The organism is Streptomyces sp. AN091965 (genome assembly GCF_022698285.1).
GTDB lineage: Bacteria > Actinomycetota > Actinomycetes > Streptomycetales > Streptomycetaceae > Streptomyces.
Window position 1 is genome coordinate 4,549,123 of sequence record NZ_JALDMY010000001.1, and the last position, 26,787, is coordinate 4,575,909.

21 protein-coding genes are annotated in these 26,787 nt (G+C 74.4%); 9 read left to right on the forward strand and 12 right to left on the reverse strand.

Going from position 1 to position 26,787, the window contains the following annotated elements; genetic code table 11:
* Positions 1–30 precede the first annotated feature (30 nt).
* From MQV74_RS19035 to MQV74_RS19045, 3 genes are all read left to right on the forward strand, one after another.
* Positions 31–804 carry an ABC transporter ATP-binding protein gene (locus MQV74_RS19035; protein WP_242719265.1) on the forward strand — a complete coding sequence of 258 codons (774 nt, stop codon included), beginning with the start codon at positions 31–33 and terminating at the stop codon, positions 802–804.
* Positions 801–2,429 (forward strand): transporter, encoded by a 1,629-nt coding sequence (locus MQV74_RS19040; RefSeq protein WP_242719267.1) that lies wholly within the window; start codon positions 801–803, stop codon positions 2,427–2,429. The genes MQV74_RS19035 and MQV74_RS19040 overlap by 4 nt, the downstream gene beginning before the upstream one ends.
* Before the next feature lie 423 nt (positions 2,430–2,852).
* On the forward strand, positions 2,853–4,220 hold the full coding sequence (locus tag MQV74_RS19045) for a PAS domain-containing protein (RefSeq protein WP_242719275.1): 1,368 nt from the start codon (positions 2,853–2,855) through the stop codon (positions 4,218–4,220).
* 34 nt (positions 4,221–4,254) lie between these two features.
* On the opposite strand, the gene MQV74_RS19050 is transcribed toward MQV74_RS19045, so the two are convergent.
* On the reverse strand, positions 4,255–5,046 hold the full coding sequence (locus MQV74_RS19050; protein WP_242719277.1) for an SIS domain-containing protein: 792 nt from the start codon (positions 5,044–5,046) through the stop codon (positions 4,255–4,257).
* 179 nt (positions 5,047–5,225) lie between these two features.
* Between MQV74_RS19050 and MQV74_RS19055 the strand changes: the two genes are divergently transcribed.
* Positions 5,226–5,918 (forward strand): metal-dependent transcriptional regulator, encoded by a 693-nt coding sequence (locus tag MQV74_RS19055; RefSeq protein WP_030361523.1) that lies wholly within the window; start codon positions 5,226–5,228, stop codon positions 5,916–5,918.
* A gap of 729 nt (positions 5,919–6,647) precedes the next feature.
* A complete protein-coding gene (locus tag MQV74_RS19060) occupies positions 6,648–7,514 on the forward strand; it encodes an alpha/beta fold hydrolase (protein ID WP_242719284.1) in 867 nt (288 codons plus the stop codon).
* A 46-nt stretch (positions 7,515–7,560) separates the two neighbouring features.
* On the opposite strand, the gene pdxH is transcribed toward MQV74_RS19060, so the two are convergent.
* Positions 7,561–8,202 (reverse strand): pyridoxamine 5'-phosphate oxidase, encoded by a 642-nt coding sequence (gene pdxH / locus MQV74_RS19065; protein WP_242728838.1) that lies wholly within the window; start codon positions 8,200–8,202, stop codon positions 7,561–7,563.
* 326 nt (positions 8,203–8,528) lie between these two features.
* On the opposite strand from pdxH, the gene MQV74_RS19070 reads away from it, so the two are divergent.
* On the forward strand, positions 8,529–9,629 hold the full coding sequence (locus tag MQV74_RS19070; RefSeq protein WP_242719286.1) for a citrate synthase 2: 1,101 nt from the start codon (positions 8,529–8,531) through the stop codon (positions 9,627–9,629).
* Between the two features lie 154 nt (positions 9,630–9,783).
* Here MQV74_RS19070 and MQV74_RS19075 read toward each other — a convergent pair whose 3' ends face one another.
* The 9 genes from MQV74_RS19075 to MQV74_RS19115 all read right to left on the reverse strand — a co-directional run bounded on the left by MQV74_RS19075 (position 9,784) and on the right by MQV74_RS19115 (position 20,171).
* A complete protein-coding gene (locus MQV74_RS19075) occupies positions 9,784–10,389 on the reverse strand; it encodes a TetR/AcrR family transcriptional regulator (protein WP_242719288.1) in 606 nt (201 codons plus the stop codon).
* Entirely contained in the window at positions 10,377–11,126 is a 750-nt protein-coding gene (locus tag MQV74_RS19080) for an enoyl-CoA hydratase family protein (protein WP_242719290.1), read from the reverse strand. Before MQV74_RS19080 ends, MQV74_RS19075 begins: the two co-directional genes overlap by 13 nt.
* 29 nt (positions 11,127–11,155) lie before the next feature.
* Positions 11,156–12,322, reverse strand: coding sequence for an acyl-CoA dehydrogenase family protein (locus MQV74_RS19085; RefSeq protein WP_242719292.1), 1,167 nt, complete (start codon positions 12,320–12,322; stop codon positions 11,156–11,158).
* Positions 12,323–12,327: 5 nt separating this feature from the next.
* Entirely contained in the window at positions 12,328–14,247 is a 1,920-nt protein-coding gene (locus MQV74_RS19090) for an ATP-binding protein (RefSeq protein WP_242719294.1), read from the reverse strand.
* A 12-nt stretch (positions 14,248–14,259) separates the two neighbouring features.
* Complete coding sequence (locus tag MQV74_RS19095; RefSeq protein ID WP_242719296.1) at positions 14,260–15,858, reverse strand: acyl-CoA carboxylase subunit beta; 1,599 nt, start codon at positions 15,856–15,858, stop codon at positions 14,260–14,262.
* Positions 15,855–17,558 carry an acyclic terpene utilization AtuA family protein gene (locus MQV74_RS19100; RefSeq protein ID WP_242728840.1) on the reverse strand — a complete coding sequence of 568 codons (1,704 nt, stop codon included), beginning with the start codon at positions 17,556–17,558 and terminating at the stop codon, positions 15,855–15,857. The genes MQV74_RS19095 and MQV74_RS19100 overlap by 4 nt, the downstream gene beginning before the upstream one ends.
* A gap of 116 nt (positions 17,559–17,674) precedes the next feature.
* Positions 17,675–18,478, reverse strand: coding sequence for a TIGR03084 family metal-binding protein (locus MQV74_RS19105; RefSeq protein ID WP_242719298.1), 804 nt, complete (start codon positions 18,476–18,478; stop codon positions 17,675–17,677).
* Between the two features lie 417 nt (positions 18,479–18,895).
* The gene (locus MQV74_RS19110) at positions 18,896–19,372 is read right to left on the reverse strand and encodes a PPOX class F420-dependent oxidoreductase (protein WP_242719300.1); all 477 of its coding nucleotides are present in this window, start codon (positions 19,370–19,372) and stop codon (positions 18,896–18,898) included.
* Between the two features lie 31 nt (positions 19,373–19,403).
* The gene (locus MQV74_RS19115) at positions 19,404–20,171 is read right to left on the reverse strand and encodes a TetR/AcrR family transcriptional regulator (RefSeq protein WP_242719302.1); all 768 of its coding nucleotides are present in this window, start codon (positions 20,169–20,171) and stop codon (positions 19,404–19,406) included.
* Between the two features lie 132 nt (positions 20,172–20,303).
* On the opposite strand from MQV74_RS19115, the gene MQV74_RS19120 reads away from it, so the two are divergent.
* Together MQV74_RS19120 and MQV74_RS19125 are read left to right on the forward strand one after the other, a co-directional pair.
* Entirely contained in the window at positions 20,304–21,311 is a 1,008-nt protein-coding gene (locus MQV74_RS19120; RefSeq protein WP_242719304.1) for an ATP-binding cassette domain-containing protein, read from the forward strand.
* Positions 21,308–22,150 (forward strand): ABC transporter permease, encoded by an 843-nt coding sequence (locus MQV74_RS19125; RefSeq protein ID WP_242719306.1) that lies wholly within the window; start codon positions 21,308–21,310, stop codon positions 22,148–22,150. The genes MQV74_RS19120 and MQV74_RS19125 overlap by 4 nt, the downstream gene beginning before the upstream one ends.
* A gap of 82 nt (positions 22,151–22,232) precedes the next feature.
* Here the strand turns inward: MQV74_RS19125 and serC are convergent, their stop codons facing one another.
* Positions 22,233–23,351, reverse strand: coding sequence for a phosphoserine transaminase (gene serC, locus MQV74_RS19130; protein WP_242719309.1), 1,119 nt, complete (start codon positions 23,349–23,351; stop codon positions 22,233–22,235).
* Positions 23,352–23,862: 511 nt separating this feature from the next.
* Here serC and MQV74_RS19135 point away from each other — a divergent pair.
* Positions 23,863–26,676, forward strand: coding sequence for an FAD-binding and (Fe-S)-binding domain-containing protein (locus MQV74_RS19135; RefSeq protein WP_242719311.1), 2,814 nt, complete (start codon positions 23,863–23,865; stop codon positions 26,674–26,676).
* Positions 26,677–26,787: the final 111 nt, after the last annotated feature.

A 26,787-nucleotide genomic window follows, 5' to 3' on the forward strand; every position in this document is an offset into this window, starting at 1 on the left:
GGACGACGGCGACGACAACGAGGGGCCAGCGTGACCGGAACTGCGGTACAGGTGACCGATCTGTGGAAGGCCTTCGGCCCGCAAGTGGCCGTGGCCGGGGTCGACCTCACCCTCCCGGCAGGAAAGTTCATCGGCCTCGTCGGCCCGAACGGCGCGGGCAAGACCACCACCCTCTCCATGGTCACCGGCCTCCTCCGCCCCGACCGGGGCACCGTCGAGGTCGTCGGCCACGACGTGTGGCGGGACCCGGCCGAGGTCAAGGCCCGCATCGGCGTCCTGCCCGAAGGCCTGCGCCTGTTCGAGCGGCTGTCCGGACGCGAACTCCTCGCGTACACCGGGCGGCTGCGCGGCCTCGCGGGCCCCGAGGTCGACAAGCGCGCGACCCAGCTCCTGGACGTCCTCGACCTCTCGGGCTCCCAGCACAAGCTCGTCGTCGACTACTCCACCGGCATGCGCAAGAAGATCGGCCTGGCCGCGGCGCTCCTGCACAACCCCGAAGTGCTCTTCCTCGACGAGCCGTTCGAGGGCGTCGACCCGGTGTCGGCGCAGATCATCCGAGGCGTCCTGGAGCGGTACACCGCGTCCGGCGCGACCGTCGTCTTCTCCAGCCACGTCATGGAGCTGGTGGAGTCCCTGTGCGACTGGGTCGCCGTCATGGCGGCGGGCCGCATCCGCGCCCAGGGCCCGCTCGCCGAGGTCCGCGGCGAGGCCCCCTCGCTCCAGCAGGCGTTCCTCGAACTCGTCGGCGCAGGCGGCCGCGACACCGGCTCCGACCTCGACTGGCTCGGCGGCGGCGCCCGATGACCGCCACCGCGCCCGGCACCGCGCCCCTCGCCCCCGTCGAGACCGGCCTGATCCCCGTCTTCATACGCCTGAAGCTGTCGCTCCTGCGCAACGGCCTGCGCCAGTCCTCCGGCCGCCGCGCCGCCTACGCCGCCTCCGCGGTGCTCGCCCTGCTCGTCGCCGCGCTCCAGCTGCTCGGCCTGGTCCTGCTGCGCGGCGACCCGCACGCCGCCACGGTCTCGGTCCTGCTCGTCGCGGTCCTCGCGCTCGGCTGGGCCGTGCTCCCGCTGTTCTTCCCCAGCGGCGACGAAACCCTCGACCCCACCCGCCTGGTGATGCTGCCGCTGCGCCCGCGGCCGCTGGTGCGGGCCCTGCTCGTCTCCTCGCTCGTGGGCATCGGCCCGCTGTTCACGCTGTGCCTGGCGCTCGGCGCGGTGATCGCGGTGGCGCGGGGCGGCGCCGCCGTCGCGGTGGGCGTGGCGGCCGTCCCCCTCGTGCTGCTGCTGTGCGTCGCGCTCGCCCGCGCCGTCGCCGCCGCCAACGTCCGCCTGCTCACCAGCCGCAAGGGCCGCGACCTCGCCGTCCTCAGCGGCCTCGTCATCGCCGTCGGCGCGCAGTTCGTCAACTTCGGGGTCCAGCGCATCGGCTCCTCCGACGCGGGCCTCGGCGAGCTGGACCCGGCGGCGGACGTCGTCGGCTGGATCCCGCCCGCCTCCGCCCTGTCCGCCGTACGGGCGATCGGCGAGGCCCGCTACGGAGTCGCGGCCGCCCAACTGGCCCTGTCCGTGGTGGCCCTGGTGCTCCTGCTGCGGCTGTGGCAGCGCAGCCTGACCCGTCTGATGACCACGCCCGACGGCTCCACGCTCGCCGCGGCCGAACCGGCCCGCACCCGGCGCGGCGGCAACCTGGCGGGACTGTTCCCGTCCGGCCGCACCGGAACCGTCATGGAACGCACCCTGCGCTATGTGTGGCGCGACCCGAAGACCAAGGCCGCCTGGGTCACCTCGCTCGCCATCGGCCTGATCGTGCCCCTCTTCAACGCCCTCCAGGGCACCGGATCCATCTACATCGCCTGCTTCGCGGCGGGCATGCTCGGCATCCAGATGTACAACCAGTTCGGCCAGGACACGTCCGCCTTCTGGATGGTGGCGATGACCATCTCCTCGACGCGCGACGCCTACGACGAACTGCGGGCCCGCGCCTACGCGCTCCTCGTGGTCACGCTCCCCTACGCGGCCCTCGTGACCGTCCTGACCGCGGCGCTGCTCGACGCCTGGCACAGCCTGCCCGAAGCTCTCGGGCTCTCCTTCGCGCTGCTCGGCGCCATGCTGGCCACCGGCGCCTGGGCATCGGCCCGCTTCCCGTACTCCATCCCGCAGGAGGGCCACAAGAACGCGGTGCCCGGCCAGGGGGGCCTCGCCTGGATCTCCATCCTCGGCGGCATGCTCTGCGCCGCCGCCCTGTGCGCGCCCGTCATCGCCCTCACCATCTGGCTGCACGCCTCGGGACAGGGCTCCTGGTCCTGGCTGCTGCTGCCCGTCGGCGCGGGCTACGGCGCCGCCGTCACCGTCCTCGGCCCGCGGCTCGCGGCGCCCCGCACGGCCGCGCGCCTTCCGGAGATCCTGACGGCGGTCAGCAAGGGCTGAGCCGAAGGCCCCCGGAAACACAGCAACCCGCGAGCCTGGTCCTCCTCGCCCCTGGGGACGGGAGGAGCCGGCCGGACGTACCGGCGGCTCGCGGGTCGGGTGACTGCTGTGGATTGGCCGGCTGCGCGCCTGTCTCACGCGCTGGTCCGGCACCGCACTGAGCGTGGTGGCGGGCCGCTAGCCCGCAGCCACCTCTTCCGTCCGGTTTCCATACATCTGCCGAACCACCTCCTCTCCGAAGTAACACTCACCCTAGGAACCGGGCCGGGCGCGTTCAACTGTTTTTCCGCGTGCCGGGACTCACAACGATTTGCCTCAACTTCCGGGAACCTCCTGTGGTCCGCGTCACGTTCGAGTTGAATGATCTGACGTGCAGCACACTCAGCTCATGCGGAAGAGAACGCGGCCTGCAGGGGGTTCCAGGTGAGTGCTTCCCGACAGAGCGGGACGACGGACGAACTGGGCCCGGAAGAGCCCGAGCCCGGCGGGGCCGAGCTGCTCGCGGCGCTCCTCGACGGGATGGACGCCGCCCTGTGCGCCTTCGACTCCGACGGGGTCGTGACGCACTGGAACCGCGAGGCGGAGCGGATCCTCGGCTGGTCCACCGCGGAGGCCGTCGGGCGGCGCGGGTTCGCCGGATGGGCCGTGCGGCCCGCCGACGCCGAGGAGGTCGAGGAGCGGCTCCTCGCCGCCATGCACGCCCCCGGCCGCCAGGTGCACGAGTTCGCGCTGCTCACCAAGGGCGGCGGCCGCGTCCTCGTACGCACCCAGTCCGCGGCCGTGCGCGGCGGCGACGGCAAGCCCGCCGGGGTGTACTGCGCCTTCAGCGAGGTGCACGCGCAGATCGACCTGGAGCGGTCCATCGCCCTCAGCGAGGCCCTGTTCGAGCACGCCTCCTGGGGCGTCGTCCTCGTCGACGCCGACCTCAGGCCCGCCGTCGTCAACGAACACGCCGCGCGGCTGCTCGGCCTCGGCCGCACCGCGCTGCTCGGACGGCCCCTCGGCGAGGTGCTGCTCCAGGGCGTCGAGGAGCTGGAGAGCGCTCTCACACACGTGCTGGCCGAGGGCGCGCCGCCCGCGCCCGCCGAGATGTGGGTGACGGCCCGCGGCGAGGGCGGCGAGGCCGAGCGCCGGTGCTGGCGCAGCGGCTTCCTGCGGCTCGGCTCGCCGCTGGCCGAGGAGCCGGTGCCGCTGGGCGTCGGCTGGCTCTTCCTGGACGTCACGGACGCCAAGCGGGCCGAGCAGGAGGCCGCGAAGCTGCGCTTCCGCTCGCAGCAGCTGCACCGCTCCGCGCGGGCCGCCGCCGAGTGCGAGGACCCCATGGAGGCCGCCACCGTCCAGCTCGACTTCGCCCTCGCCGGGTTCGCCGACCACGCCCTGATCGACCTCCTGACCGCCGCCGAGCCCGCGGTGCGCCTCGTCCGGGCCGCGGCGACACCGGCCGGGTCGCCCGGGCCCTGTCTGCCCGCCGACAAGGCCGGGCTGCCCGTGCGCTATCCGGAGGGGCATCCGGCGACGCAGTCCGTGGAGCGGATGGGGTCCGTGCGCGCCAGCGCGGGGCTCGCGGCGCCCGAGCGGGCCCGCGAGTGGGCGGCGGCCCGCCAGTGGCCCGACTCCTCCGTGCACGCCCTGTGCGCGGTGCTGCGCAGCCGGGGCCGCACGCTGGGCGTCGTGACGTTTCTGCGGGGCGGCGCGCGCACCCAGTTCGAGCGCGCGGACGCGGCGTACGCGGAGAGCGTGGCGGTCCGCATCGCCGCCGCCCTCGACCTCGCGGCGGCCCTCGGGGACTAGGGGCCGCCCTCGGGGGCGGCGACGGCCCGGGGGGTCAGTGGCGGTAGAAGATCCGGTCGCCGTACTCCTGGAAGACGCGGCCGTTCCAGTCGTGGCCGCCGTCCACGTTCCCCGAGCGGAGCAGCGGCGGCTGGATCCCGCGCTCCGCGAGCCCCGCGGCCGCCGTGGCCATCATGGCCTGCATCAGGGCGCTCGCGACCATCGTGGAGGCCGGGCCGAAGGGCGCCTCGACGGAGTCGAGGGTCAGCTCCGCGTCACCGACGGCGATCTTCGTGTCGAGCACGACGTCGCAGTGGTCCTTCAGGAAGGTGCCGGAGGAGTGCCGCGACTTCGTCTTCTCCGCGTACGCCACCGATGTCACGCCGATGACCTTGAGGCCGAGCGCGCGGGCGTTCACGGCCATCTCGACGGGCAGCGAGTTCCGCCCGGACAGGGAGATGATCACGAGGACGTCCCCGGGCCGCACCGGGCTGGAGTCGAGGACGGCCCCCGCGAGGCCGTCGACCCGCTCCAGGGCGGAGCCGAGGGTCGCGGGCATGACGTCCACGCCGACGGCGCCCGGTACGGACAGCAGGTTCATCAGGGCGAGCCCGCCCGCGCGGTAGACGACGTCCTGCGCGGCCAGCGAGGAGTGCCCGGCGCCGAAGGCGAAGAGCCGCCCGTCGGCGGCGACGGCGTCGGCGATGACGTCGGCCGCGGCGGTGATCGCGGCGGCCTCCTCGTCGCGCACCCGTTCCAGGAGGCCGATCGCGGCGTCCAGGTACCGTCCGGCGAGCCCGGCACCTCCGGGTCCGCCCGCGCCGCCGTCCCGCGTACCGTTGGTCATCCGCGAAACCCCTTCGTCCCGCCGCGTCCCGTCGTGTCGCGGATCACGGTGCGGTCTGAACCAGCGCCCTGTCAATACGGGCTCAAGCGCCTCTCTCACCCGGCGCGGCCCGCTTGTCGGTGGTATGGGTCAGAATTGAGGGCAGGGCCAGCGCACGAGCGAATTCTGAGGGGCAACCCATGTCGGGGCTTATTGACACCACTGAGATGTACCTGCGCACCATCCTCGAACTGGAGGAGGAGGGTGTCGTCCCCATGCGCGCCCGCATCGCCGAGCGGCTCGACCAGAGCGGCCCGACGGTGAGCCAGACCGTGGCGCGGATGGAGCGCGACGGCCTGGTGGCCGTCGCGAGCGACCGGCACCTGGAGCTGACCGAGGAGGGCCGCCGTCTGGCCACCCGCGTCATGCGCAAGCACCGTCTCGCCGAGTGCCTCCTGGTCGACGTGATCGGCCTGGAGTGGGAGCAGGTGCACGCCGAGGCCTGCCGCTGGGAGCACGTGATGAGCGAGGCGGTGGAGCGCCGCGTCCTGGAGCTCCTGCGCCACCCCACCGAGTCGCCGTACGGCAATCCGATCCCGGGTCTTGAGGAGCTCGGCGAGAAGGACGGCGCCGACCCGTTCCTGGACGAGGGGATGGTCTCCCTCATCGACCTCGACCCGGGCACGGACGGCAAGACGGTCGTGGTGCGCCGCATCGGCGAGCCGATCCAGACGGACGCGCAGCTGATGTACACGCTGCGGCGCGCGGGCGTGCAGCCCGGCTCCGTGGTGAGCGTGACGGAGTCGGCGGGCGGCGTGCTCGTCGGCAGCAGCGGCGAAGCCGCGGAGCTGGCGGCGGACGTGGCCTCGCACGTCTTCGTCGCCAAGCGCTGAGACCGGCGCACCGGGCTCCGGCCCGCCCCGGCACCAGTGTCAACGGCCGTTACCACAGCGGCGGTCGAGGCGGGGCCGGGACGCGCCGGAGTCCAAGATTCAGTGTGCCGAATCGCAGCGCCGGGACGATTTGCGTGCGACGCTGTCGCGAGAGGCATATGACCTGAGGGCTCTTGACCGCGCCGGTACCAGGACTTGGCCGAGTGGCCGCCCCGGTCCCGGCCGGAGAGGGGACGGACGATGTGCCCGGCTGGTGAACAGGGGTACGCGGGGCGGCGCCCCGGGCACCCCGGAGACCCGTGCCGGGGCGCGTACGTCCGCAGCGCGCGGCGGCGGGCGGGCGGTGCGCGGCCGCCACGTCATGCGGCCCCGGTGTCCCGCGCGTGCCACCCGCAGCCCCGGAGGATCCGCGGCGGCGCGGGCGGCGCCCCCGTGGCGCGCGGCCCCCGGACGGCAGAGGGCCCCGGCACCTCGCGGCGCCGGGGCCTGTCCTCCCCTGTGCTGACCCAGAGCCCCGAGCTCTCAGGGTCATCCCCCTCGGACCGGTCTCCCCGATCGGCCCGCCTCCCGCTGAAGATCTCCCCTCGGCGACGGCGGTCAATCCTTGAGCATGGTCACCCGAACGAGGGGTGTTGGCGGCAATACGGCCGCTCTCGAATGAGAGTTCGATAGCGTGCCGGGGAGCGTGAGCTGAGAACCCGAGCGGAACAAAGGGGGGTGCCTGGGACCATGGTGCGGCGCATCGACGTGACCGGCGCGGGCGGCGTGAGCCTCGCGGCCTGGGAGTACGCCGACCCTCCCAAATCCAGGGAGGCCGAGCAGCCGCGGGGCGGCGTGCTCCTGCTGCACGGGCTCATGGGACGCGCCTCGCACTGGGCGGGCACCGCACGCTGGCTCGCCGAGCGGCACCGCGCGGTCGCCATCGACCAGCGCGGCCACGGCCGCAGCGAGAAGCCCGCCGACGGCCCCTACACCCGCGAGGCCTACGTCGACGACGCCGAGGCCGCCCTGGAGCAGCTCGCCCTCTCCCCCGCCGTGCTCATCGGGCACTCCATGGGTGCCCTCACCGCCTGGCAGCTGGCCGCGCGCCGCCCCGACCTCGTCCGGGGCCTGATCATCTGCGACATGCGGGCCTCCGCGCTCGGGGCGGCCTCGCAGCGGGAGTGGGAGGCCTGGTTCAAGTCCTGGCCGGTGCCGTTCGCGACGCTCGCGGACGTCCGCAAGTGGTTCGGCGAGGACGACCCCTGGGTGGAGCGGCCCAACCCCTCGCGGGGCGCCTTCTTCGCCGAGGTCATGGCCGAGGGGCCCGACGGCTGGCGGCCCGTCTTCGACCCCGCGCAGATGCTCAAGTCCCGCGAGACGTGGGTGTACGACGCGCACTGGGAGGAGCTCGTCCAGGTCCGCTGCCCCGCCCTCGTGGTCCGCGGCCTCGACGGGGAGCTGGGGCGGGCGGAGGCCCAGGAGATGGTGCGGGTGCTGCCGCGTGGGGCCTATGCGGAGGTTGCCGACGCGGGGCACCTCGTGCACTACGACCGCCCCGATGGCTGGCGCGAAGCCATCGAGCCCTTCCTCGACCGGGCCCTCACGGACCTCTAGGCCCGGCCTGCGGCGCACGCCGGGGATTCGTGGGTCCCGTGGAGCGTCAGGGGCAGAGGCGTTGCAAGGTCCAGGTGTTGGTGGTTCGGGTGTAGCGGAGGCGGTCGTGGAGGCGGTTGGTGCGGCCCTGCCAGAACTCGACCGTTTCGGGGCGGACGCGGAAGCCGCCCCAGTGCGGCGGCGCCGGGACCTGCTCGCCCTCGGGATAGCGCGCGGCCAAGTCCGCGTACGCCGCGTCCAGTTCGGCGCGCGTGGCGATCACCGAGGACTGCGCGCTGGCCCAGGCGCCCAGCTGGGAGCCGTGCGGGCGGCTGCGGAAGTAGCGGACGGTCTCCTCCCGGCCGGTCCGCTCCGCCACGCCCTCGACGATCACCTGACGCCCCATCGGATGCCAGGGGAAGAGCAGCGACACCCGCGCGTTCTCGGCGATGTCCCGGGCCTTGCGGGACTCGTAGTTGGTGAAGAAGACGAAGCCGCGCTCGTCGAAGCCCTTCAGGAGCACCGTGCGTGAGCTCGGCCGCCCCTCGGCGTCGGCCGTGGACACGACCATCGCGTTCGGCTCGGCGAGGACACCGGCCGGGTCCGCCGCCTCCGCGGCCGCCTGCTGGAACCAGCGCTCGAACTGCTGGAACGGATCGCCGGGGAAGTCGGCCTCCGCGATGCCGTCGGTGCGGTACTGCGCACGCATGGCGGCCAGGTCTACGGCTGCTGAGGACTCGGAGGCGGTGGCGCGGGACTCGGTCACGCGGTCATCTTGCCGTATACGAATGCCGGGGCACGAAGCGGCAGTCGGCGGGCGCACGGCCCCCGCGCGCCCCTCCATGAGGTGATGTGTGGCACTGAGTGCCGCAGTCCATCGCGAAGGGTGGCACCAAGGGTTATCGTGCCGAAACCGTTTCGGTTGGGTGACCTCCGGCCGCGCGGGGCATCACCGGGTTACCCCAGAGCATCGCGAGGCCACTGGTCGCACGCCTCTGTCGTACACATCTCGTCCACATCATGAGGAGCCGCCTGATGTCCGACTTCGTACCCGGACTTGAAGGAGTCGTCGCGTTCGAGACGGAGATCGCCGAACCGGACAAGGAAGGTGGTGCCCTGCGCTACCGGGGCGTCGACATCGAGGACCTGGTCGGGGACGTCTCCTTCGGCAACGTGTGGGGGCTCCTCGTCGACGGCGCGTTCGACCCGGGCCTGCCGCCCGCCGAGCCGTTCCCCATCCCCGTCCACTCCGGCGACATCCGCGTCGACGTGCAGTCCGCGCTCGCCATGCTCGCCCCCGTGTGGGGCCTGCGGCCGCTGCTCGACATCGACGAGGCGCAGGCCCGCGACGACCTCGCGCGGGCCGCCGTCATGGCCCTGTCGTACGTCGCGCAGTCCGCGCGCGGGCAGGGCCTGCCGATGGTGCCGCAGCGGGAGATCGACAAGGCCGAGACCGTCGTCGAGCGGTTCATGCGGCGCTGGCGCGGCGAGCCCGACCCGCGGCACGTCCAGGCCGTCGACGCGTACTGGACGTCCGCCGCCGAGCACGGCATGAACGCGTCCACGTTCACCGCGCGGGTCATCGCCTCCACCGGCGCCGACGTCGCGGCCGCGCTCTCCGGGGCCGTCGGGGCCATGTCCGGGCCGCTGCACGGCGGGGCGCCCTCCCGGGTGCTCGGCATGATCGAGGAGATCGAGCGCAGCGGGGACGCCGTGGCGTACGTGAAGCAGGCGCTCGACCGGGGCGAGCGGCTCATGGGCTTCGGGCACCGGGTGTACCGGGCCGAGGACCCGCGGGCGCGGGTGCTCCGGCGGACCGCGCGGGAGCTGGGCGCGCCCCGCTTCGAGGTGGCCGAGGCGCTGGAGAAGGCGGCGCTCGACGAGCTGCACGCGCGGCGGCCCGACCGGGTGCTCGCCACGAACGTGGAGTTCTGGGCGGCGATCGTGCTCGACTTCGCGGAGGTGCCGGCGCACATGTTCACGTCGATGTTCACGTGTGCGCGTACGGCGGGGTGGTCGGCGCACATCCTTGAGCAGAAGCGGACGGGGCGGCTCGTGCGGCCCTCCGCCCGGTACGTGGGGCCTGCGGCCCGCGGCCCGCGTGACATCCAGGGCTACGCCGACCTCACGGGCTGAGCCCTGCCGGGAGCTTCCCCGACCCCGCCCCTTCCCGGAACCATGGGCTGCTGCCCCTGGCACCCCGCCCTCGTCGGCCTTCGGCCTCGTCCTCAGACGCCGGACGGGCTGGAACTGCGGAGCCCCCAGTTCCGGGAAGGGGCCTCCGGCAGGGCTACCCCAGCGCCCCCGCGACCAGTCGGCTCCACTGGTGGACCACCCGGTCGCGGCGGGCGGCGTCGTCCGTGAGGAGGTTGGCGAGGCCGAGGCCGCGGGCCATGTCGAGGAGGCCCTGGACGGTTTCGCGGGCGCCGGGGCGGGACTCGTCGACGGCGAGGAGCTCGACGGCTATGCGATGGGTCTCGCGGCCGACGCGAGCCTCCAACTCCGCGACGCGCGGCCCCAGTTGCGGCTCGTTGGAGGCGGCGACCCACAGCTGGAGGGCGGCGCGGAACAGCGGCCCGGTGTAGAGGTCGACGAGGGCGCGGACGACCGCGGTCCGGTCGGCGGCGCGGGCGCCCTCGGGGAAGAGGCCGCGCAGGGCGGCGGAGCGCTGCTCGGCGACGTACTCCACGGCGGCCGTGAAGAGGTCCTCGCGGGTCGGGAAGTGGTGCTGGGCCGCGCCCCGGGACACCCCGGCGCGCTCGGACACGACGGTGACCGTCGAGCCGGTCCAGCCGTGTTCGGCCAGACAGGCCACGGCCGCCTCCAGGAGCCGCTGCCGGGTGGCCCGGCTGCGGTCCTGCTTGGGCGAACGGTCGGCCTCCGTCACAGCACCCATGGGCGCTCCCGTCGTTCCAGGAACGCCGCCATGCCCTCCTGTGCCTCGGCCGAGCGGAAGCGACGCGCGGACAGGGCGATGACGGCGTCCGACTCCTCGTCGAATGCGGTCAGAACCTTAGCCGTGAGGAGTTTCTTGGTGTCGGCCAGCGCTTTGGGGGCCGCCTTGCGCAGGCCGTCGATGACGGGCGCGAGGGCCGTGTCGACGTCGTCGTCGTACGCGGTGACCAGGCCGATCCTGGCCGCCTCCGCCGCGTCGAAGCGCTCGCCGGTGAGGAAGTAGCGCTCCGCCGCACGGGCGTCGACGCGGGCCAGGAGCGGGATCGAGATCACGGCGGGGACGACCCCGATGCGCACCTCGGTCAGGGCGAAGGAGGCGGCCCCGGCCGCTCCGCCGCCCGCGACCGCGATGTCGCAGGCGGCGACGAGGCCGAGGCCGCCCGCCCGCGCGTGTCCGGCCACCCGCGCCACCACGGGCTTGGGCAGGGTCAGGATCCGCCGCATCAGCGCCACGAACGCCGCCGGGTCGGGCGGCTGCCGCAGGTCCGCGCCGGAGCAGAACGTCGAGCCGGTGTGCGTGAGCACCACGGCCCGTACGCCGTCGTCCGCCCGGGTCCGCTCCAGGGCGGCCGTCAGCTCGGCGACCAGGTCGGCGGAGAGCGCGTTGCGGTGGGCGGGCGAGTCGAGGGTGAGGGTCACGACGCCCCGCTCGGGCTTCGACGCGGTCACCACGGTCATGGGCACTTCCCTTCCCACGGGGTGCGGGGTCAGTAGGACTTGGGCAGGCCCAGGGTCTGGTGCGAGACGTAGTTGAGGATCATCTCGCGGCTCACCGGGGCGATCCGGGCCACGCGGGACGCGACGATCAGCGAGGCCAGGCCGAACTCCGCCGTCAGACCGTTCCCGCCGAGGGTGTGGACGGCCTGGTCGACGGCCTTCACACAGGCGTCGGCGGCGGCGAGCTTCGCCATGTTCGCGGCCTCGCCCGCCGCCACGTCGTCCCCGCTGTCGTACAGGAGCGCGGCCTTGCGGGTCATCAGGCCCGCGAGTTCGAGGTCGACGTGGACCTGGGCGAGCGGGTGGGCGATCGCCTGGTGCGCGCCGATGGGGGCCTTCCACACGGTGCGGTCCTTGGCGTACTCCACCGCGCGGGCCAGCGCGTAGCGGCCCATGCCGAGGGCGAACGCGGCCGTCATGATCCGCTCGGGGTTGAGGCCCGCGAAGAGCTGGAGGAGGCCCGCGTCCTCGTCGCCGACGAGCGCGTCGGCGGGCAGCCGGACGTCGTCGAGGACCAGCTCGAACTGCTTCTCCGCCGCCTTGAGTTCCATGGGGATGGCGCGCCGCTGAAAGCCCGGCGCGTCCCGGTCCACGATGAACAGGCACGGCTTGAGGCGGCCGGTGCGGGCGTCCTCGGTGCGGCCCACGATCAGCGTGGCGTCCGCGATGTCGACACCCGATATGAACACCTTGCGGCCGGTCAGGAGCCAGTCGCCGGAGCCGGGGTCCTTGCGGGCGGTCGTCGTGATGCGGTGGGAGTTGGAGCCCGCGTCCGGCTCGGTGATGCCGAACGCCATGGTGCGGCTGCCGTCGGCGAGGCCCGGGAGCCAGGCCCGCTTCTGCGCGTCGGTGCCGAAGCGGGCGATCACCGTGCCGCAGATCGCCGGGGACACCACCATCATGAGCAGCGGGCAGCCCGCCGCGCCCAACTCTTCGAGGACGAGGGAGAGTTCGGTGATTCCGCCGCCCCCGCCGCCGTACTCCTCCGGCAGGTTCACGCCGAGATAGCCCAGCTTGGCGGCGTCCGCCCACAGTGCGTCGGGGTGGGCGCCCTCGCTGACGACGCGGGTCAGGTAGTCACGGCCGTAGCGGCGGCCGAGCGCGGCGACGGCGGTGCGCAGCGCGGTGTGTTCCTCGGTTTCCAGGACTGTGCTCATGCCGGTCATGCTGAGACTTCCTCCCGAGACGTGGGCTCTGCTTCCTGTTCCTGTACGGCTTCCTGTACGACGGCCAGGAGTGCGCCCACCTCCACCTGCCGGCCCGGCTCCGCGTGCAGCGCGGTCAGGGTGCCGGCCGCGGGGGCGGTGACGCGGTGCTCCATCTTCATGGCCTCCAGCCAGATCAGCGGCTGCCCGGCGGTGACCTCGGCGCCCTCCGCGAGCCCCTCGGCCACCCGGACGACCGTGCCCGGCATGGGGGCGAGCAGCGAGCCGGGCTCCTGCCGGACGGTGGGCTCGGGCAGGGCGGGCAGCGGCACGAGGGCCACGTTCCCGACGTGGACGCGCCCGGAGTCGCCGTACCGGGCGACCGGGAACTCCCTGCGTACGCCGTCCACTTCGAGGACCACGCGGTCGGACGTCACGTCGAGGACGCGGACGCCGTCCGCAAGGAGGCCGTCCCTGGTCCTCGTGTAGCGGACCTCGTGCTCGGTGCCCGCCGCGTCGCGGTACCGCTTGACCTGCGGCTGGGAGCGCAGGTTGCGCCAGCCGCCGAAGCGGGAGCGGCCGCAGGAGTCGGCCAGGGCGGCGGCCAGCGGGGCGTACCGGACGTCGGGGCCCGCGTCCGCCGCGGTCAGCTCGGGCAGGTGCCGGTCGTAGAAGGAGGTGTCCATGCGCCCGGCGGTGAACTCGGGGTGGCGCAGCGAGCGGACGAGCAGCTCGCGGTTGGTGACAGGGCCGTGGACCACGGTCCGCTCCAGGGCGCCCGCCAGCTTGCGGACGGCCTCGGCGCGCGTGGGCGCGTACGCGACGACCTTCGCGAGCATGGCGTCGTAGTGCACGCCGACCGTGTCGCCGTCCGCGTACCCGGTGTCCAGGCGCACCCCGTCGGGCACGGCGACGCGGTGCAGCGTGCCGGTCTGCGGGGCCCAGCCCGCCGCCGGGTCCTCCGCGTACAGACGGGCCTCGACGGCGTGCCCGACGGGCCGGGGCGGGTGCGGCCCCTGAAGGGCGTGGCCCTCGGCGACGCGGAGCTGGAGCGCCACCAGGTCGAGGCCGCACACCTCCTCCGTCACCGGGTGCTCGACCTGGAGGCGGGTGTTCATCTCCAGGAAGTGCGGGGTGCCGTCGGCGGCGACGAGGAACTCGACGGTGCCTGCGCCCCGGTAACCGACCTTGTGGGCGGCGCGGGCGGCCAGTTCGTGCAGGCGCTCGACGAGGGCGTCGGGCAGACCGGGCGCCGGGGCCTCCTCGATGACCTTCTGGTGGCGGCGCTGGAGGGAGCAGTCGCGCGTCCCGAGCGGCCAGACCGTGCCGTGTGCGTCGGCGACGAGCTGCACCTCGACGTGCCGCCCGCCCTCCACGTACGGCTCGACGAACACCTCGCCGTCCCCGAAGGCGCTCGCGGCCTCCGCCCCCGCGGCCGCCAACTCGCCCGTGAGGTCGCGGAGTTCCCGTACGACGCGCATGCCGCGGCCGCCGCCTCCGGCCGCCGCCTTCACCAGGACCGGCAGGTCCGCCTCCGTGACGTCCGCCGGGGCGAGCGGCGCGAGCCCCATCAGCTCCTTCGCGCGGGTCTTGGAGGCCATGGCCTCGATGGCCTCCGGGGGCGGCCCGATCCAGGTGAGCCCCGCCCCGGCGACCTCGCGGGCGAACGCGGCGTTCTCCGACAGGAAGCCGTAGCCGGGGTGGACCGCGTCCGCGCCCGTCGCCCGGGCCGCGGCCACGATCAGGTCGCCGCGCAGATAGGTGGCGGCCGGGGCCGCGCCGGGCAGGCGTACGGCCTCGTCGGCCTCGCGGACGTGCAGGGCGCGCGCGTCGGCGTCGGAGTACACGGCGACGGTGGCGATGCCGAGCTCCCGGCAGGTGCGGAAGACCCGGACGGCGATCTCGCCCCGGTTGGCCACGAGCAGCTTGGAGATCACGGGGACCGCCTCTCACATGCGGAAGACGCCGAAGCCGCCGCGTGCGCCTTCGTAGGGGGCTGTGTGCAGGGCCGACAGGCAGATGCCGAGGACGGTGCGGGTGTCGCGCGGGTCGATCACGCCGTCGTCGTAGAGCCGGCCGGAGAGGAACATCGGCAGGGACTCCGCCTCGATCTGCTGCTCCACCATGGCGCGCAGGGCCGCGTCGGCCTCGTCGTCGTACGGCTGCCCCTTCGCGGCGGCCGACTGCCGGGCGACGATGGACAGGACGCCCGCGAGCTGCTGCGGGCCCATGACGGCGGACTTGGCGCTGGGCCAGGCGAAGAGGAAGCGGGGGTCGTAGGCGCGGCCGCACATGCCGTAGTGCCCGGCGCCGTACGAGGCGCCCACGAGCACCGAGAGGTGCGGGACCCGGCTGTTGCTCACCGCGTTGATCATCATCGAGCCGTGTTTGATGATGCCGCCCTGCTCGTACTCCTTGCCGACCATGTAGCCGGTGGTGTTGTGCAGGAAGAGCAGCGGGATGTCGCGCTGGTTGGCGAGCTGGATGAACTGCGCGGCCTTCTGCGACTCCTCGGAGAACAGCACGCCCTGGGCGTTGGCGAGGATGCCGACCGGGTAGCCGTGCAGCCGGGCCCAGCCGGTGGTGAGCGAGGCTCCGTACAGGGGCTTGAACTCGTCGAAGTCGGAGCCGTCGACGATCCGGGCGATGACCTCGCGCGGGTCGAAGGGGGTGCGCAGGTCGGCCGGGACGATGCCGAGGAGTTCGTCGGCGTCGTACCGCGGCGGTTCGGCGGGCGGCGGATCGGCGTACGCCTTGCGCCAGTTGAGGCGGGCGACGACGCGGCGGGTCCGGCGCAGCGCGTCGTGCTCGTCCTGCGCGAGGTGATCGGCGAGGCCGGAGGTGCGGGCGTGCATCTCGGCGCCGCCGAGCGACTCGTCGTCGCTCTCCTCGCCGGTGGCCATCTTCACCAGGGGCGGGCCGCCGAGGAACACCTTCGCACGCTCCTTGACCATGATCACGTGGTCGCACATGCCGGGGACGTAGGCGCCGCCCGCGGTGGAGTTGCCGAAGACGACGGCGACGGTCGGGATGCCCGCGGCCGAGGACCGCGTGAGGTGTTTGAAGAGGGCGCCGCCCGGGATGAAGATGTCCTTCTGCGAGGGCAGGTCGGCGCCGCCGGACTCCACGAGGTGGATCGAGGGCAGCCGGTTCGCGTGCCCGATCTCGTGGGCGCGGAAGGCCTTCTTCAGCGTCCAGGGGTTGCTGGCGCCGCCGCGCACGGTCGGGTCGTTGGCAGTGATGAGGCATTCGACGCCCTCGACGACGCCGATCCCGGTCACCATCGAGCCACCGACGGGGTACTCGCTGCCCCAGGCCGCGAGCGGGGACAGCTCCAGGAAGGGCGTGTCCGGGTCGAGGAGCAGCTCGATCCGCTCCCGGGCGAGGAGCTTGCCGCGCCCCCGGTGCCGCCGGACGTACTTCTCGCCGCCGCCCTCCAGGGCCTTGGCCTGCTCGGCGTCGAGCTCGGCGAGCCTGGCGAGCATGGCCTCGCGGTGGGCGGCGTACTCGGGGCCCGCGGTGTCGAGCGCGGACGCGAGGACGGTCACAGGAGCACCTCCGGTATGTCCAGGTACCGGGACCGCAGCCATTCGGCGAGGCCCTTGGCCTGGGGGTCGAAGCGGGACCGGGAGGCGACGCCCTCCCCGAGGATGCCGTGCACGGTGAAGTTGAGGGCGCGCAGGCGGGGCAGGAGGTGCCGGGTGACCTTCAGCGTCCGGCTCTCGGGGATCAGCTCCTGGAACTCCTCGACCGTGAGCCGGTGGGCCAGCCACCGCCACGCCTCGTCGGTGCGCGCCCACACCCCCACGTTCGCGTCCCCGCCCTTGTCGCCGCTGCGGGCGCCCGCCACGTATCCGAGCGGAACCCTGCGGGTCGGCCCCGCGGCGGCCAACGGCTCGGGCAGCGGGGGCGGTTCGGCGTCCACCAGGTCGCGGGTCCGGGCCGCCGCCGGTACGTCCACGCGCCGCCCGTCCGGGAGGACCGCCACGTGCCGCACGGTGCCCGCGGGCACGTACGCCGCCTCGAACACCCCGTACGGCGTGCCCGCGCCGGGCGGGGCCGTGACGTGGAAGCCCGGGTAGCTGCCGAGCGCGAGCTCCACGGCCGCGCCGGTGAGGGCGCGGCCCACGGCCGCCGCGTCGGGGTCGCGGACGACCAGCCGGAGCAGGGCGCTCGCGCTCTCCTCGGTGGCGGCGTCGCGGTGGTCGGTGCGGGCGAGCTCCCAGCGCACCTCGGCCGGACGGGCCTTGGCGCCGCCGAGGGCGCCCTCGACCTGGGCGCGGACCAGTTCGGCCTTGGCGTCGACGTCGAGGCCGGTGAGCACGAACACGACCTCGTTGCGATAGCCGCCCAGACGGCTCAGGCCGACCTTGAGGTCGGGGGGCGGGGGTTCGCCGCGCACGCCGTCGACGCGGACGCGGTCGGGCCCGTCCTGGCGCAGCCGTACGGTGTCCAGGCGCGCGGTGACGTCGGGGCCCGCGTACCGGGCGCCGGAGGTCTCGTAGAGGAGCTGCGCGGTGACCGTGCCGACGTCCACGACGCCGCCGGTGCCGTCGTGTTTGGTGATGACGCAGGAGCCGTCCGCGTGGACCTCGGCGAGCGGGAAGCCGGGGCGGCGCAGCGTGGCGGGGTCGTGCTCGGCGAAGAAGGCGTAGTTGCCGCCGGTCGCCTGGGTGCCGCACTCCAGGACGTGCCCGGCGACGACGGCGCCCGCGAGCTCGTCGTACGCGTCCGGGGCCCAGCCGAAGCGGGCGGCGGCGGGCCCGGTGACCAGGGCGGCGTCGGTGACCCGCCCCGTCACCACGACGTCGGCGCCCGCGCGCAGGGCCTCGGCGATGCCGAAGCCGCCGAGGTAGGCGTGGGCGGTGAGGGCGCCGGGGAAGCGGGCGCCCAGGTCGTCGCCCTCCACGTGCGCCACGCGGGTGGGCAGGCCGAAGCGGGCGGCCGCCGTCCGCAGGGCCCTGGCGAGCCCGGCCGGGTTCAGGCCGCCCGCGTTGGCGACGATGCGCACGCCCCGGTGGTGTGCTTCGCCGAGGCACTCCTCCATCTGCTTCAGGAAGGTCTTGGCGTAGCCGAGGTCGGGGTCCTTGAGGCGGTCGCGGCCGAGGATGAGCATGGTCAGCTCGGCGAGGTAGTCGCCGGTGAGGACGTCGAGGGGGCCGCCGGTGAGCATCTCCCGCACGGCGTCAAACCGGTCGCCGTAGAAGCCGGAGGCGTTGCCGATGCGCAGGGGCGCGGCCGGTGGCAGTCGCTCTTCGGCCGCCCGCCGGTGGGTGCCCTCAGCCGCGCCGCGCGCGGCGTCCCTCCCACCCGCCCGCCCATGACCCCCGGCTTCGACCGCACGGCCTTCCTCACGCCCGCCCGTCACCGGCCGGCCCCGTTCGTCGACCGCCCCGGTCCCGGCGGCCCCGCGAACGCCTGGGCGATGTCCAGCCAGCGGTCGGCGTCGGAGCCCTCGGCGCGCAGTTCGAGGTCATCGCGGTGAGCCCGCCGAGTCACCAGCAAGCAGAAGTCGAGCGCGGCCCCGGTGACGCGCTGCGCGGCCCCCTCATCCCCGTACGCCCACAACACCCCGTCGGGCGCGACCAGTTCGACCCGGAACTCCTCGCCGGGCGCGGCAAGCCCGTGCACCGCAAAGGCATAGTCCCGCGCCCGCACCCCGATCCGGGCGACGTGCCGAAGGCGGGCCGTGGGGGCGCGGGTCGCGCCGAGCGCGTCGGCGACGTCCTGGCCGTGGGCCCAGGTCTCCATGATCCGCGCGGTGGCGACGGAGGCGGGCGCCATGGGCGGCCCGTACCAGGGGAATCGGGCCCCGGCCGGGGCCGCGCGCAGGGCCTGCTGGAGCGCGTCGCGCCCGGTGCGCCAGCTCTTGAGGAGGACGGCGGGCGGCCGGGCCGCGCCCTCGCGGGCGCCGTCGTCGACGAAGGTGTCCGGCGCGGCCAGGGCAGCGGCCGCCTCCGCGGCGAACGCGTCGGGATCGGTCGCGGCGAGCAGCGCGGCCCGGTCGGTCCAGGCGAGGTGCGCGATCTGGTGGGCGACGGTCCAGCCCGGCGCGGGCGTGGGCAGGGCCCAGCGCTGGGGCTCCAAGTCGCCGACGAGGCGGTCGAGTTCGTCGCTCTCGTCGCGCAGATCGTCGAGTACGCCGATGACGGCGCGGGCGTCGGACACGGTGCGCTCCCCTCAGGGCACGGCGGTGTGCCCTGGGAGCATGGCAGCGCCCGGAGAAACAATCAAGCGTGCTTGGTTATTTACGGTGGAGGGGGCTGCTTTCCGGCCGGAAGTCCGGCTCACGAAGCGATGAGGCGACTGGTGAAGCCGTCACGGATGAGGGACACGGATGAGGGATTCGTACGCCGCACGCACGGCGTCCGGCACCTCCTGCTCGACCGCGAAGCCGAGCCCGGGGCAGCAGCCGGTTCCCGGGAGCCCGCCGCCACGGACGTGGCCGGACGCGGCCTGCTGATCGTCGCCGCCCTGTCCGACGGCCGGGGCGTCGCCGCCCGCGAACCGTGCGGGAAGGCCGTCCGGTCCCGCTCCGAGGTCGGGCGCGACGCCGGATCGCCGCGCCGACCCATCGGACAGGCCCTAGGGGGCGGGGGGCGTTTCGCCGGGTCCCTGGTCCGGTGCGCGTTCGGCGGGCCCGGCTCCGGGGCTCGTGACGGGCCGGATCTCGTAGTGCAGGGTCGCGTCCCGGCGGAGCTTGTGCCACAGGGGCACGAGGACGCCCTGCTGCACGGGGTACTTGCGGGCGATGAGGCGGGAGGCGCGCGCGTCCTCCCCGGTGCCGCGTTCGAGGCGCCGCGCCCGCGCGGTGATCCCGGGCCCGGTGGGCTTGCCGCGCAGCGTCGAGGGGGCGATCTCCACCCGAGGGTCCCGGCGCAGCCGCTTGACCTTGCCCGCCTTGCCGAAGGTGCGGAAGTACGCGTGGTCGCCGTCGACCGCGAAGTGGACCGGGGTGCCGACGCCGGTGCCGTCCTTCTTGTGGCTGGTCAGCAGGACCGCCTGCTGTTTCTCGAACCGGGCGAGCTCCGGGCTCGCCGGACGCGCGGGATTCGGCTTCATCCCTCCATACAGACACGGGCGGCCCGGTCTGTCACCCCCGCTGCTGCCCCGCCGTGCGCTCGCGCTGCTCGACCAGGGCGTCGAGTCCGTCCAGGATCCGCTGGAGGCCGAACTCGAAGTGGTCGAAGTCCGGGCCGAACGTGTCGTCGGAGAGCCCGGCGACCAGCGGGTACTTGCCGCTGGTCATGATCCGGCCGAGCACCGGCCCCTGCTTCTCCCAGAACGCGGCCTCGGAGAGCCCGGCGGCGTCGGCCTCCACCGACTGGGTGCGCATGCGCGCGACCCCGGAGACGTACCCCTCGACCAGGATCAGGATCGAGACCAGCTCGGGGTCCCGCAGGCCCATGGGCTTGATGCGGGACAGGACCTTCTCCAGGCCGCCGACGGCGCTCGGGCCGAGCACCGGCCGCGACTGGTTGACCTGGAGCAGCCAGGGGTGTGCGTGGTAGCGGTCCAGGGCCTCGCGGGCGTACGCCTCGACGCCGGCGCGCCAGCCGCCCGCGAAGGCGTCCTCGTCGTCGGTGGGCGCCTGGACGTGGTCGAGCATCAGGTCGAGCAGCTCGGCCTTGCCCGGCAGATAGCGGTACAGCGACATCGTGCCGGTGCCCAGCTCCTGCGACAGGCGGCGCATGGAGACGGCGGCGATGCCCTCGGCGTCGGCGAGGGCGACCGCGGCGGTGACGATCCGGTCCAGGGTCAGGGCCGGTTTGGGGCCGCGAGTGGGCCGCTCGCCCTCGCCCCAGAGCAGTTCGAGGCTGCGCTTGATGTCGCCGCTGCCGCTGGTCTCCGTGGTCCTCATGGATCTCACGATAAGCCCTCGGACAGAAACTGGGTACGGTGTACTCTCCATTGGGTACGGTGTACTCGGCGGGGTCCGGCAAGGGTTCGGCACGAGCGTGACGAGACGAGGGGAACGGACGGTGGAGCTTCTATGAGCGAGCGCACACGCGGGGAGCACGCGGTGGCGGCCCGCGGCCTGGAGAAGCGGTACGGCGAGAAGAAGGCCCTGGACGGCTTCGACCTGACCGTCGCCCACGGCACGGTCCACGGCCTGCTCGGGCCGAACGGCGCGGGCAAGACCACGGCCGTCCGCGTCCTGGCCACCCTGATCCGCCCCGACGGCGGCCACGCCGAGGTCGGCGGCGCCGACGTCGTGCGCGAACCGGCCGTCGTGCGCAGCCGCATCGGCCTGACGGGTCAGTACGCGGCCGTGGACGAGATCCTCACCGGCCGGCAGAACCTGGAGATGTTCGGCCGCCTCTTCCACCTCGGCCCGCGCCGTGCCGAGCGCCGGGCCCGGGAACTGCTCGAACAGTTCGGCCTCGAAGCCGCCGCGGACAAGGGCGCCGGACAGTACAGCGGAGGCATGCGGCGCCGCCTCGACCTCGCCGCCTCGATGATCCTCGCCCCGTCCGTGCTCTTCCTCGACGAGCCCACCACCGGCCTCGACCCGCGCGGCCGCAGCGAGGTCTGGGACTCCGTACGGGACTTGGTGGCGAGCGGGACGACCGTCCTGCTCACCACCCAGTATCTGGAGGAGGCCGACCGGCTCGCGTCCCGCATCACCGTCATCGACCGGGGCCGCGCCATCGCCGACGACACCCCCGACGGCCTCAAGGCCACCGTCGGCGGCAGCCAGCTGGAGGTCGTCGTCAGCGAGGCCGCCGACCTGCCCGCCGCGGTGAAGGCCGTGGCCCGCGTCGCCGACGGCGAACCGGAGACGGTCGACGCCGAGCGGCGCGTGCGGGCCGCGGTCACCGACCGCGTCGGCGCCCTCGCCGACGTCGCCCGCACCCTGCGGGACGAGGGCATCGCCGTGGAGGACGTGGGCCTGCGGCGGCCGAGCCTCGACGACGTGTTCCTGAAACTGACGGGGGCGAAGAGCGAGCGGCCGCCCCGGATCGAGGCGGCGGCAGACCGGACGGAGGCGGCGGCATGAGCGACGTACTGACACGCGAGCCTTCCCTGGCCGCGGACCCCGCGCGCGGGCGCGCCTACTGGGTCGTCGTCGACACCCTGAACATCGCCCGGCGCTATCTGACCCACTTCCAGCGCCAGCCCATCCTGATCGCCTGGCAGCTGGGCTTCCCCATCATCAGCGTGCTCCTGTACGGCTTCGTGTTCGGCGAGGCGATGAAGGTGCCCGGCGGCGTGGGGGACTACAAGGACTTCCTGATGCCCGGCATGTTCGTGATGACGATGGCCTTCGGCTTCATGAACACCGCGATGGGCGTCGCCACCGACGCGTCGAAGGGCGTCATCGACCGCTTCCGCTCCATGCCGATGGCGCCCTCCGCCGTGGCCGCCGGGCGCGGCGTCGCCGACCTCGTCGTGGCCTGCGCCGAGCTGACGATCCTCGCGCTCACGGCCGTGGCCATCGGCTGGCGCCCCGACAACGGCGTGGGCAACGCCCTGACCGCCTTCGCCCTGCTGCTCCTCCTGCGCTTCAGCCTGATCTGGGTCGGCGTGTGGCTCGGCTTCGTCGTGCCGTCCCCGCAGGCGGCGGGCGGCCTGTACGCGGTGACCTTCCCGATCACGATGATCTCCAGCGTGTTCGTGGCGCCGTCCCTGATGCCCGACTGGCTGGGGCCCGTCGCCGCGTGGAACCCGGTCTCGTCGACGGGCACGGCCGCCCGCGAGCTGTTCGGCAACCCGGGTGCGGGCGGCGCCAGTTGGATCGAGCAGCACGCCGTCCTCATGTCGGTGGTGTGGCCGCTGGCCGTGACGGCGCTGTTCCTGCCGCTCGCCGTACGGAAGTTCAAGGCGCTCAGCAAGTGAGTTCCGGATCCAGGGACGGCGAAGGGCCCGGCACGCTCGACGCGTTCCGGGCCCTTCGGGGTGCTGGGGTGCGCAGGTGCCGTTACAGCTTCTCGATCACGTAGTCCACGCAGCGCGTAAGCGCCTCGACGTCCGCCGGGTCGATGGCCGGGAACATCGCCACGCGCAGCTGGTTGCGGCCCAGCTTGCGGTACGGCTCCGTGTCCACGATGCCGTTCGCGCGCAGCGCCTTCGCGACCGCCGCCGCGTCGATCTCGTCGTCGAAGTCGATCGTGCCGATCACCTGCGAGCGCTTCGCCGGGTCCGTCACGAACGGCGTCGCGTACTTCGACTCCTCCGCCCAGCCGTACAGGGTGCGGGCCGAGGTGGCGGTGCGGCGCACCGACCAGTCGAGGCCGCCCCGGCCGTTGAGCCAGTCCAGCTGCTCGCCGAGCAGGAACAGCGTGGCGAGCGCGGGCGTGTTGTACGTCTGGTTCTTGAGCGAGTTGTCGATCGCCGTGGGCAGGCTGAAGAACTCCGGCACGTGGCGGCCGCTCGCGTGCACCCGCCGCGCCCGCTCCAGGGCGGCCGGGGAGAACGCGGCGATCCACAGGCCGCCGTCCGACGCGAACGACTTCTGCGGGGCGAAGTAGTACACGTCCGTCTCGGCGATGTCGACCGGCAGGCCGCCCGCGCCCGACGTGGCGTCCACCAGGACCAGCGCGCCCTCGTCCGCGCCCGCGACCCGCGCGAGCGGGGCGGCGACGCCGGTGGAGGTCTCGTTGTGCGTGAACGCGTAGACGTCCACGCCCGCTTCGGCCTCCGGCTCGGGGTGCGTGCCCGGGTCCGAGGCGATCACCGTCGGCTCCGCGAGCCACGGGGCGAGCTTCGCCGCCTTCGCGAACTTGGAGGAGAACTCGCCGAAGGAGAGGTGCTGCGACTTGTTCTCGATCAAACCGTGCGTCGCGACGTCCCAGAACGCGGTGGACCCGCCGTTGCCCAGCACCACCTCGTAGCCGTCCGGCAGCTGGAACAGGTCGCGCACGCCCTCGCGGACGCGGCCGACCAGGTTCTTCACCGGGGCCTGGCGGTGCGAGGTGCCGAGCAGGGAGGTGCCGGTGGCGGCCAGGGCCGCCAGCGCCTCCGGTCGCACCTTGGAGGGGCCCGCGCCGAAGCGTCCGTCGGTGGGCCTGATGTCTGCGGGGATCTCGATCTCAGCCACGCCGCGAGCCTATCCGGCCCCCGCGCCCCTGCGCGGGCCCCGTCCACCCCCCGAGACACCCCGTCCCGCGGCGGCGTCCCACGGGGGCCTTGGGCGGGCCTTTCCCACCCACCCACCCGCTTCTCCCCGGCCTTGCGAGACCGGACCCCCACGCCCCCGGGCGGGGGCGGGCGGCGGGACTGCCCCGCGCTGCGGGCCAGGGCCGGCTCGTGGGCTGTGCGGGGTCGGGCCCTGGGTGAGGGCCCTTTGCCCTGACCTGGGAGGGGGCGATGGGTGGCCCCTGAGCTCCAGACGGGGGCGGGCGGCGGGCCCGCCCCGCGGTGCGCCCACGCCGCTGTGGGCAATCGTCCCGCAGGGCGGGACGGGTGGGCACAGCGCCGAGGTGCCGCACGGCCGTTCCGCAGGGCCTCGCCCAGGCCCCGCCCCGCACGGCGTGCAGGCGCCCCCCGCCCAGGTCCCCGCCCAGGCCCGGGCCGTTACCCGGGTGGGGCGTGCGGGCAGGCTCCGGGGCATGGGTGTGGAGACGGAGCTGGTGCGGGCGTTGCGGGGCGTGGTGCGGGGTGGCGTGGACGGGACGGCCGGGGCGCGGGCCCTGGTCACCATGGACGCGTCCAACTACCGCAGGACCCCGACCGCCGTGGTCACCCCGCGCGACGCGGCGGACGTGGCCGCGACCCTGGCCGTCTGCCGCGCCCACGGCGAACCCGTGGTGGCCCGCGGCGCGGGCACGTCCATCGCCGGGCAGGCGACGGGCACGGGCGTGGTCCTGGACTTCACCACGTACATGACGGAGATCGTGGAGCTGGACCCGGAGGCCCGCACGGCCCGGGTGCAGCCCGGCGTGGTCCTGGACGCGCTCAGGGCCGCCGCGGCCCCGCACGGCCTCACCTTCGGCCCGGACCCCTCGACCCACAGCCGCTGCACCCTCGGCGGCATGATCGGCAACAACTCCTGCGGAGCGCACTCCGTGGCGTGGGGGACGACGGCGGACAACGTGGGGGAGCTGGCCGTCGTCCGGGGCGACGGCACCGCCGTCACGCTCGCGCCCGGCACCTGGGACGGCGCCCCCGAGGGGCTGCGCGCCCTGGTCGACGACCATCTCGCCCCACTGCGGACGGGCTTTCCCGACCTGCCCCGGCGCATCTCCGGCTACGCCCTCGACGCCCTGCTCCCGGAGGGCGGCGGCCCCGACCTGACCCGCTTCTTCTGCGGCAGCGAGGGCACCCTCGGCCTGCTCACGGAGGCGACCGTCCGGCTCGTCGAGGCGCCGCGCGCCCGCGCGCTCGCGGTCCTCGGGTACGCCGACGAGAGCGCGGCGGCCCAGGCGGCCGCGGGGCTCCTGCCGTACGGGCCGCTGACGGTCGAGGGCATGGCCGCGGACCTCGTACGGGACGCCGAGGGACTGCCCAAGGGCGGCGCCTGGCTGTTCGTGGAGACGGGCGGCACGACCCCGGCCGAGGCACGCGCGCGGGCCGCCGCGATCGCGCGGGCCGCGGACTGCGCGGACGCCGTGGTGGTCACCGACCCGGCGGCGCAGCGCGGCCTGTGGCGGGTGCGCGAGGACGCGTCGGGCACGGCGACCCGGATGCCGGACGGCAGCGAGGCGTGGCCCGGCTGGGAGGACTGCGCGGTCCCGCCCGCCCGCCTCGGCCCCTATCTGCGCGACTTCCGCGCCCTCCTCGCCGAGCACGGCCTCCGCGGCACCCCGTACGGCCACTTCGGCGACGGCTGCATCCACGTCCGCATCGACTTCGACCTGCTCACGGGCCCCGGCGTGGACCGCTTCCGGCGGTTCTCGGAGGACCTCGCCGACCTGGTCGTCGCGCACGGCGGCTCCCTGTCGGGCGAGCACGGCGACGGGCAGGCCCGCGCGGAGCTGCTGCCGCGGATGTACGGGCCGGACCTCGTGCGGCTCTTCGAGCGGGCCAAGGACCTCTGGGACCCGGCGGGCCTGCTCAACCCGGGCATGCTGGTCCGCCCGGCGCCCCTCGACGCCGACCTCCGCTTCGCCGTCCTGCCGCGCGAACCGGTGGGCCCGCCGGTCACGGCCTTCGGCTATCCGCACGACAACGGCGACTTCTCCGCCGCCGTGCGCCGCTGCGTCGGCGTCGCCAAGTGCCGCACGACGACGGCGGCGGCGGGCGGCGGCGTGATGTGCCCGTCGTTCCGCGCGACGGGCGAGGAGCGGCACTCCACGCGCGGCCGGGCCCGCCTGCTGCACGAGATGCTCGCGGGCGAGGTCGTCACCGGCGGCTGGCGCTCGACGGAGGTGCGGGACGCCCTCGACCTGTGCCTGTCCTGCAAGGGCTGCGCGTCCGACTGCCCGGTGGGCGTGGACATGGCCACGTACAAGGCGGAGTTCCTGCACCACCACTACGCGGGCCGGGTGCGGCCCGCCGCGCACTACGCGCTCGGCTGGCTGCCGCGCTGGCTGCGCGCCGTCGCGGCCACCCGCACCGCGCGCCTGGTCAACGCCCTGGCCGCGCTGCCCCCGCTCGCGGCCCTCGCCAAGCGCCTGGGCGGCGTCGAGCCGCGCCGCGCGCTGCCGCGGGTGGCTCCGCGCACGTTCCACCGCTGGTGGCGCGGGCGGCCGCGCGCGCAGGGGGCGGGGCGGGCGGTGGTGCTGTGGCCGGACACGTTCACCGATCACCTCGCGCCCGCCGTGGGGCAGGCGGCCGTACGCGTCCTGGAGGCCGCGGGCCTGACCGTGCACGTTCCTCCGGGGGGCGTGTGCTGCGGTCTGACGTACGTCTCGACGGGCCAGCTGGACCGGGCCCGTGCCGTGCAGCGGCGGACCCTCGCCCGGATGCGCCCGTTCCTGGAGGCGGGCACGCCGGTCGTCGTCCTGGAGCCGAGCTGCGCGGCGGCCCTCAGGGCGGACCTGGTGGACCTCGCGGGCGCGTCCCCGCACGCGCGCGTGCTCGCCGACTCCGTGCGCACCTTCGCCGAGGCCCTGGAGGAGTACGCCCCCGACTGGCGGCCCCCGCGCCTGGACCGGCCGGTGGTGGGCCAGACCCACTGCCACCAGCACGCGGTCCTGGGCGACGCGGCCGACCGCAGGCTGCGGGAGAAGGCGGGTCTGACGGGCACCCTGAGCGGCGGCTGCTGCGGCCTCGCGGGCAACTTCGGCTTCGAGAAGGGCCATTGGGAGGTGTCGAAGGCCTGCGCCGACGAGCAGCTCCTGCCGTCCGTGGCGGAGGCGGGCCCGGACGCGGCGGTCCTGGCGGACGGGTTCTCCTGCCGTACGCAGCTGGAGCAGCTGGCGGGCGTGCGCGGACGCCATCTGGCGGAGGTCCTCGCCGAGGCCCTGGACGAGGGGGCCTAGCCGACGGGGCTTAACGGCCGGCCTCGGGCTTCGTACGCTGCGAACTACTTCGACATCCCAGACGTGGTCCATTACCTTGTACGCAAGAGTGCATGAAGATGGACTGTGAGG

Bases quoted from the DNA above. Each gene is read 5' to 3' on its own strand.
- MQV74_RS19040 (WP_242719267.1), top strand. From the start codon at position 801: ATGACCGCCACCGCGCCCGGCACCGCGCCCCTCGCCCCCGTCGAGACC.
- MQV74_RS19050 (WP_242719277.1), bottom strand. From the start codon at position 5,046: ATGACCAACGGTACGCGGGACGGCGGCGCGGGCGGACCCGGAGGTGCC.
- MQV74_RS19055 (WP_030361523.1), top strand. From the start codon at position 5,226: ATGTCGGGGCTTATTGACACCACTGAGATGTACCTGCGCACCATCCTC.
- MQV74_RS19060 (WP_242719284.1), top strand. From the start codon at position 6,648: ATGGTGCGGCGCATCGACGTGACCGGCGCGGGCGGCGTGAGCCTCGCG.
- pdxH (WP_242728838.1), bottom strand. From the start codon at position 8,202: ATGCGTGCGCAGTACCGCACCGACGGCATCGCGGAGGCCGACTTCCCC.
- MQV74_RS19070 (WP_242719286.1), top strand. From the start codon at position 8,529: ATGTCCGACTTCGTACCCGGACTTGAAGGAGTCGTCGCGTTCGAGACG.
- MQV74_RS19075 (WP_242719288.1), bottom strand. From the start codon at position 10,389: ATGGGTGCTGTGACGGAGGCCGACCGTTCGCCCAAGCAGGACCGCAGC.
- MQV74_RS19080 (WP_242719290.1), bottom strand. From the start codon at position 11,126: ATGACCGTGGTGACCGCGTCGAAGCCCGAGCGGGGCGTCGTGACCCTC.
- MQV74_RS19085 (WP_242719292.1), bottom strand. From the start codon at position 12,322: ATGAGCACAGTCCTGGAAACCGAGGAACACACCGCGCTGCGCACCGCC.
- MQV74_RS19110 (WP_242719300.1), bottom strand. From the start codon at position 19,372: ATGAAGCCGAATCCCGCGCGTCCGGCGAGCCCGGAGCTCGCCCGGTTC.
- MQV74_RS19115 (WP_242719302.1), bottom strand. From the start codon at position 20,171: ATGAGGACCACGGAGACCAGCGGCAGCGGCGACATCAAGCGCAGCCTC.
- MQV74_RS19120 (WP_242719304.1), top strand. From the start codon at position 20,304: ATGAGCGAGCGCACACGCGGGGAGCACGCGGTGGCGGCCCGCGGCCTG.
- MQV74_RS19125 (WP_242719306.1), top strand. From the start codon at position 21,308: ATGAGCGACGTACTGACACGCGAGCCTTCCCTGGCCGCGGACCCCGCG.
- MQV74_RS19135 (WP_242719311.1), top strand. From the start codon at position 23,863: ATGGGTGTGGAGACGGAGCTGGTGCGGGCGTTGCGGGGCGTGGTGCGG.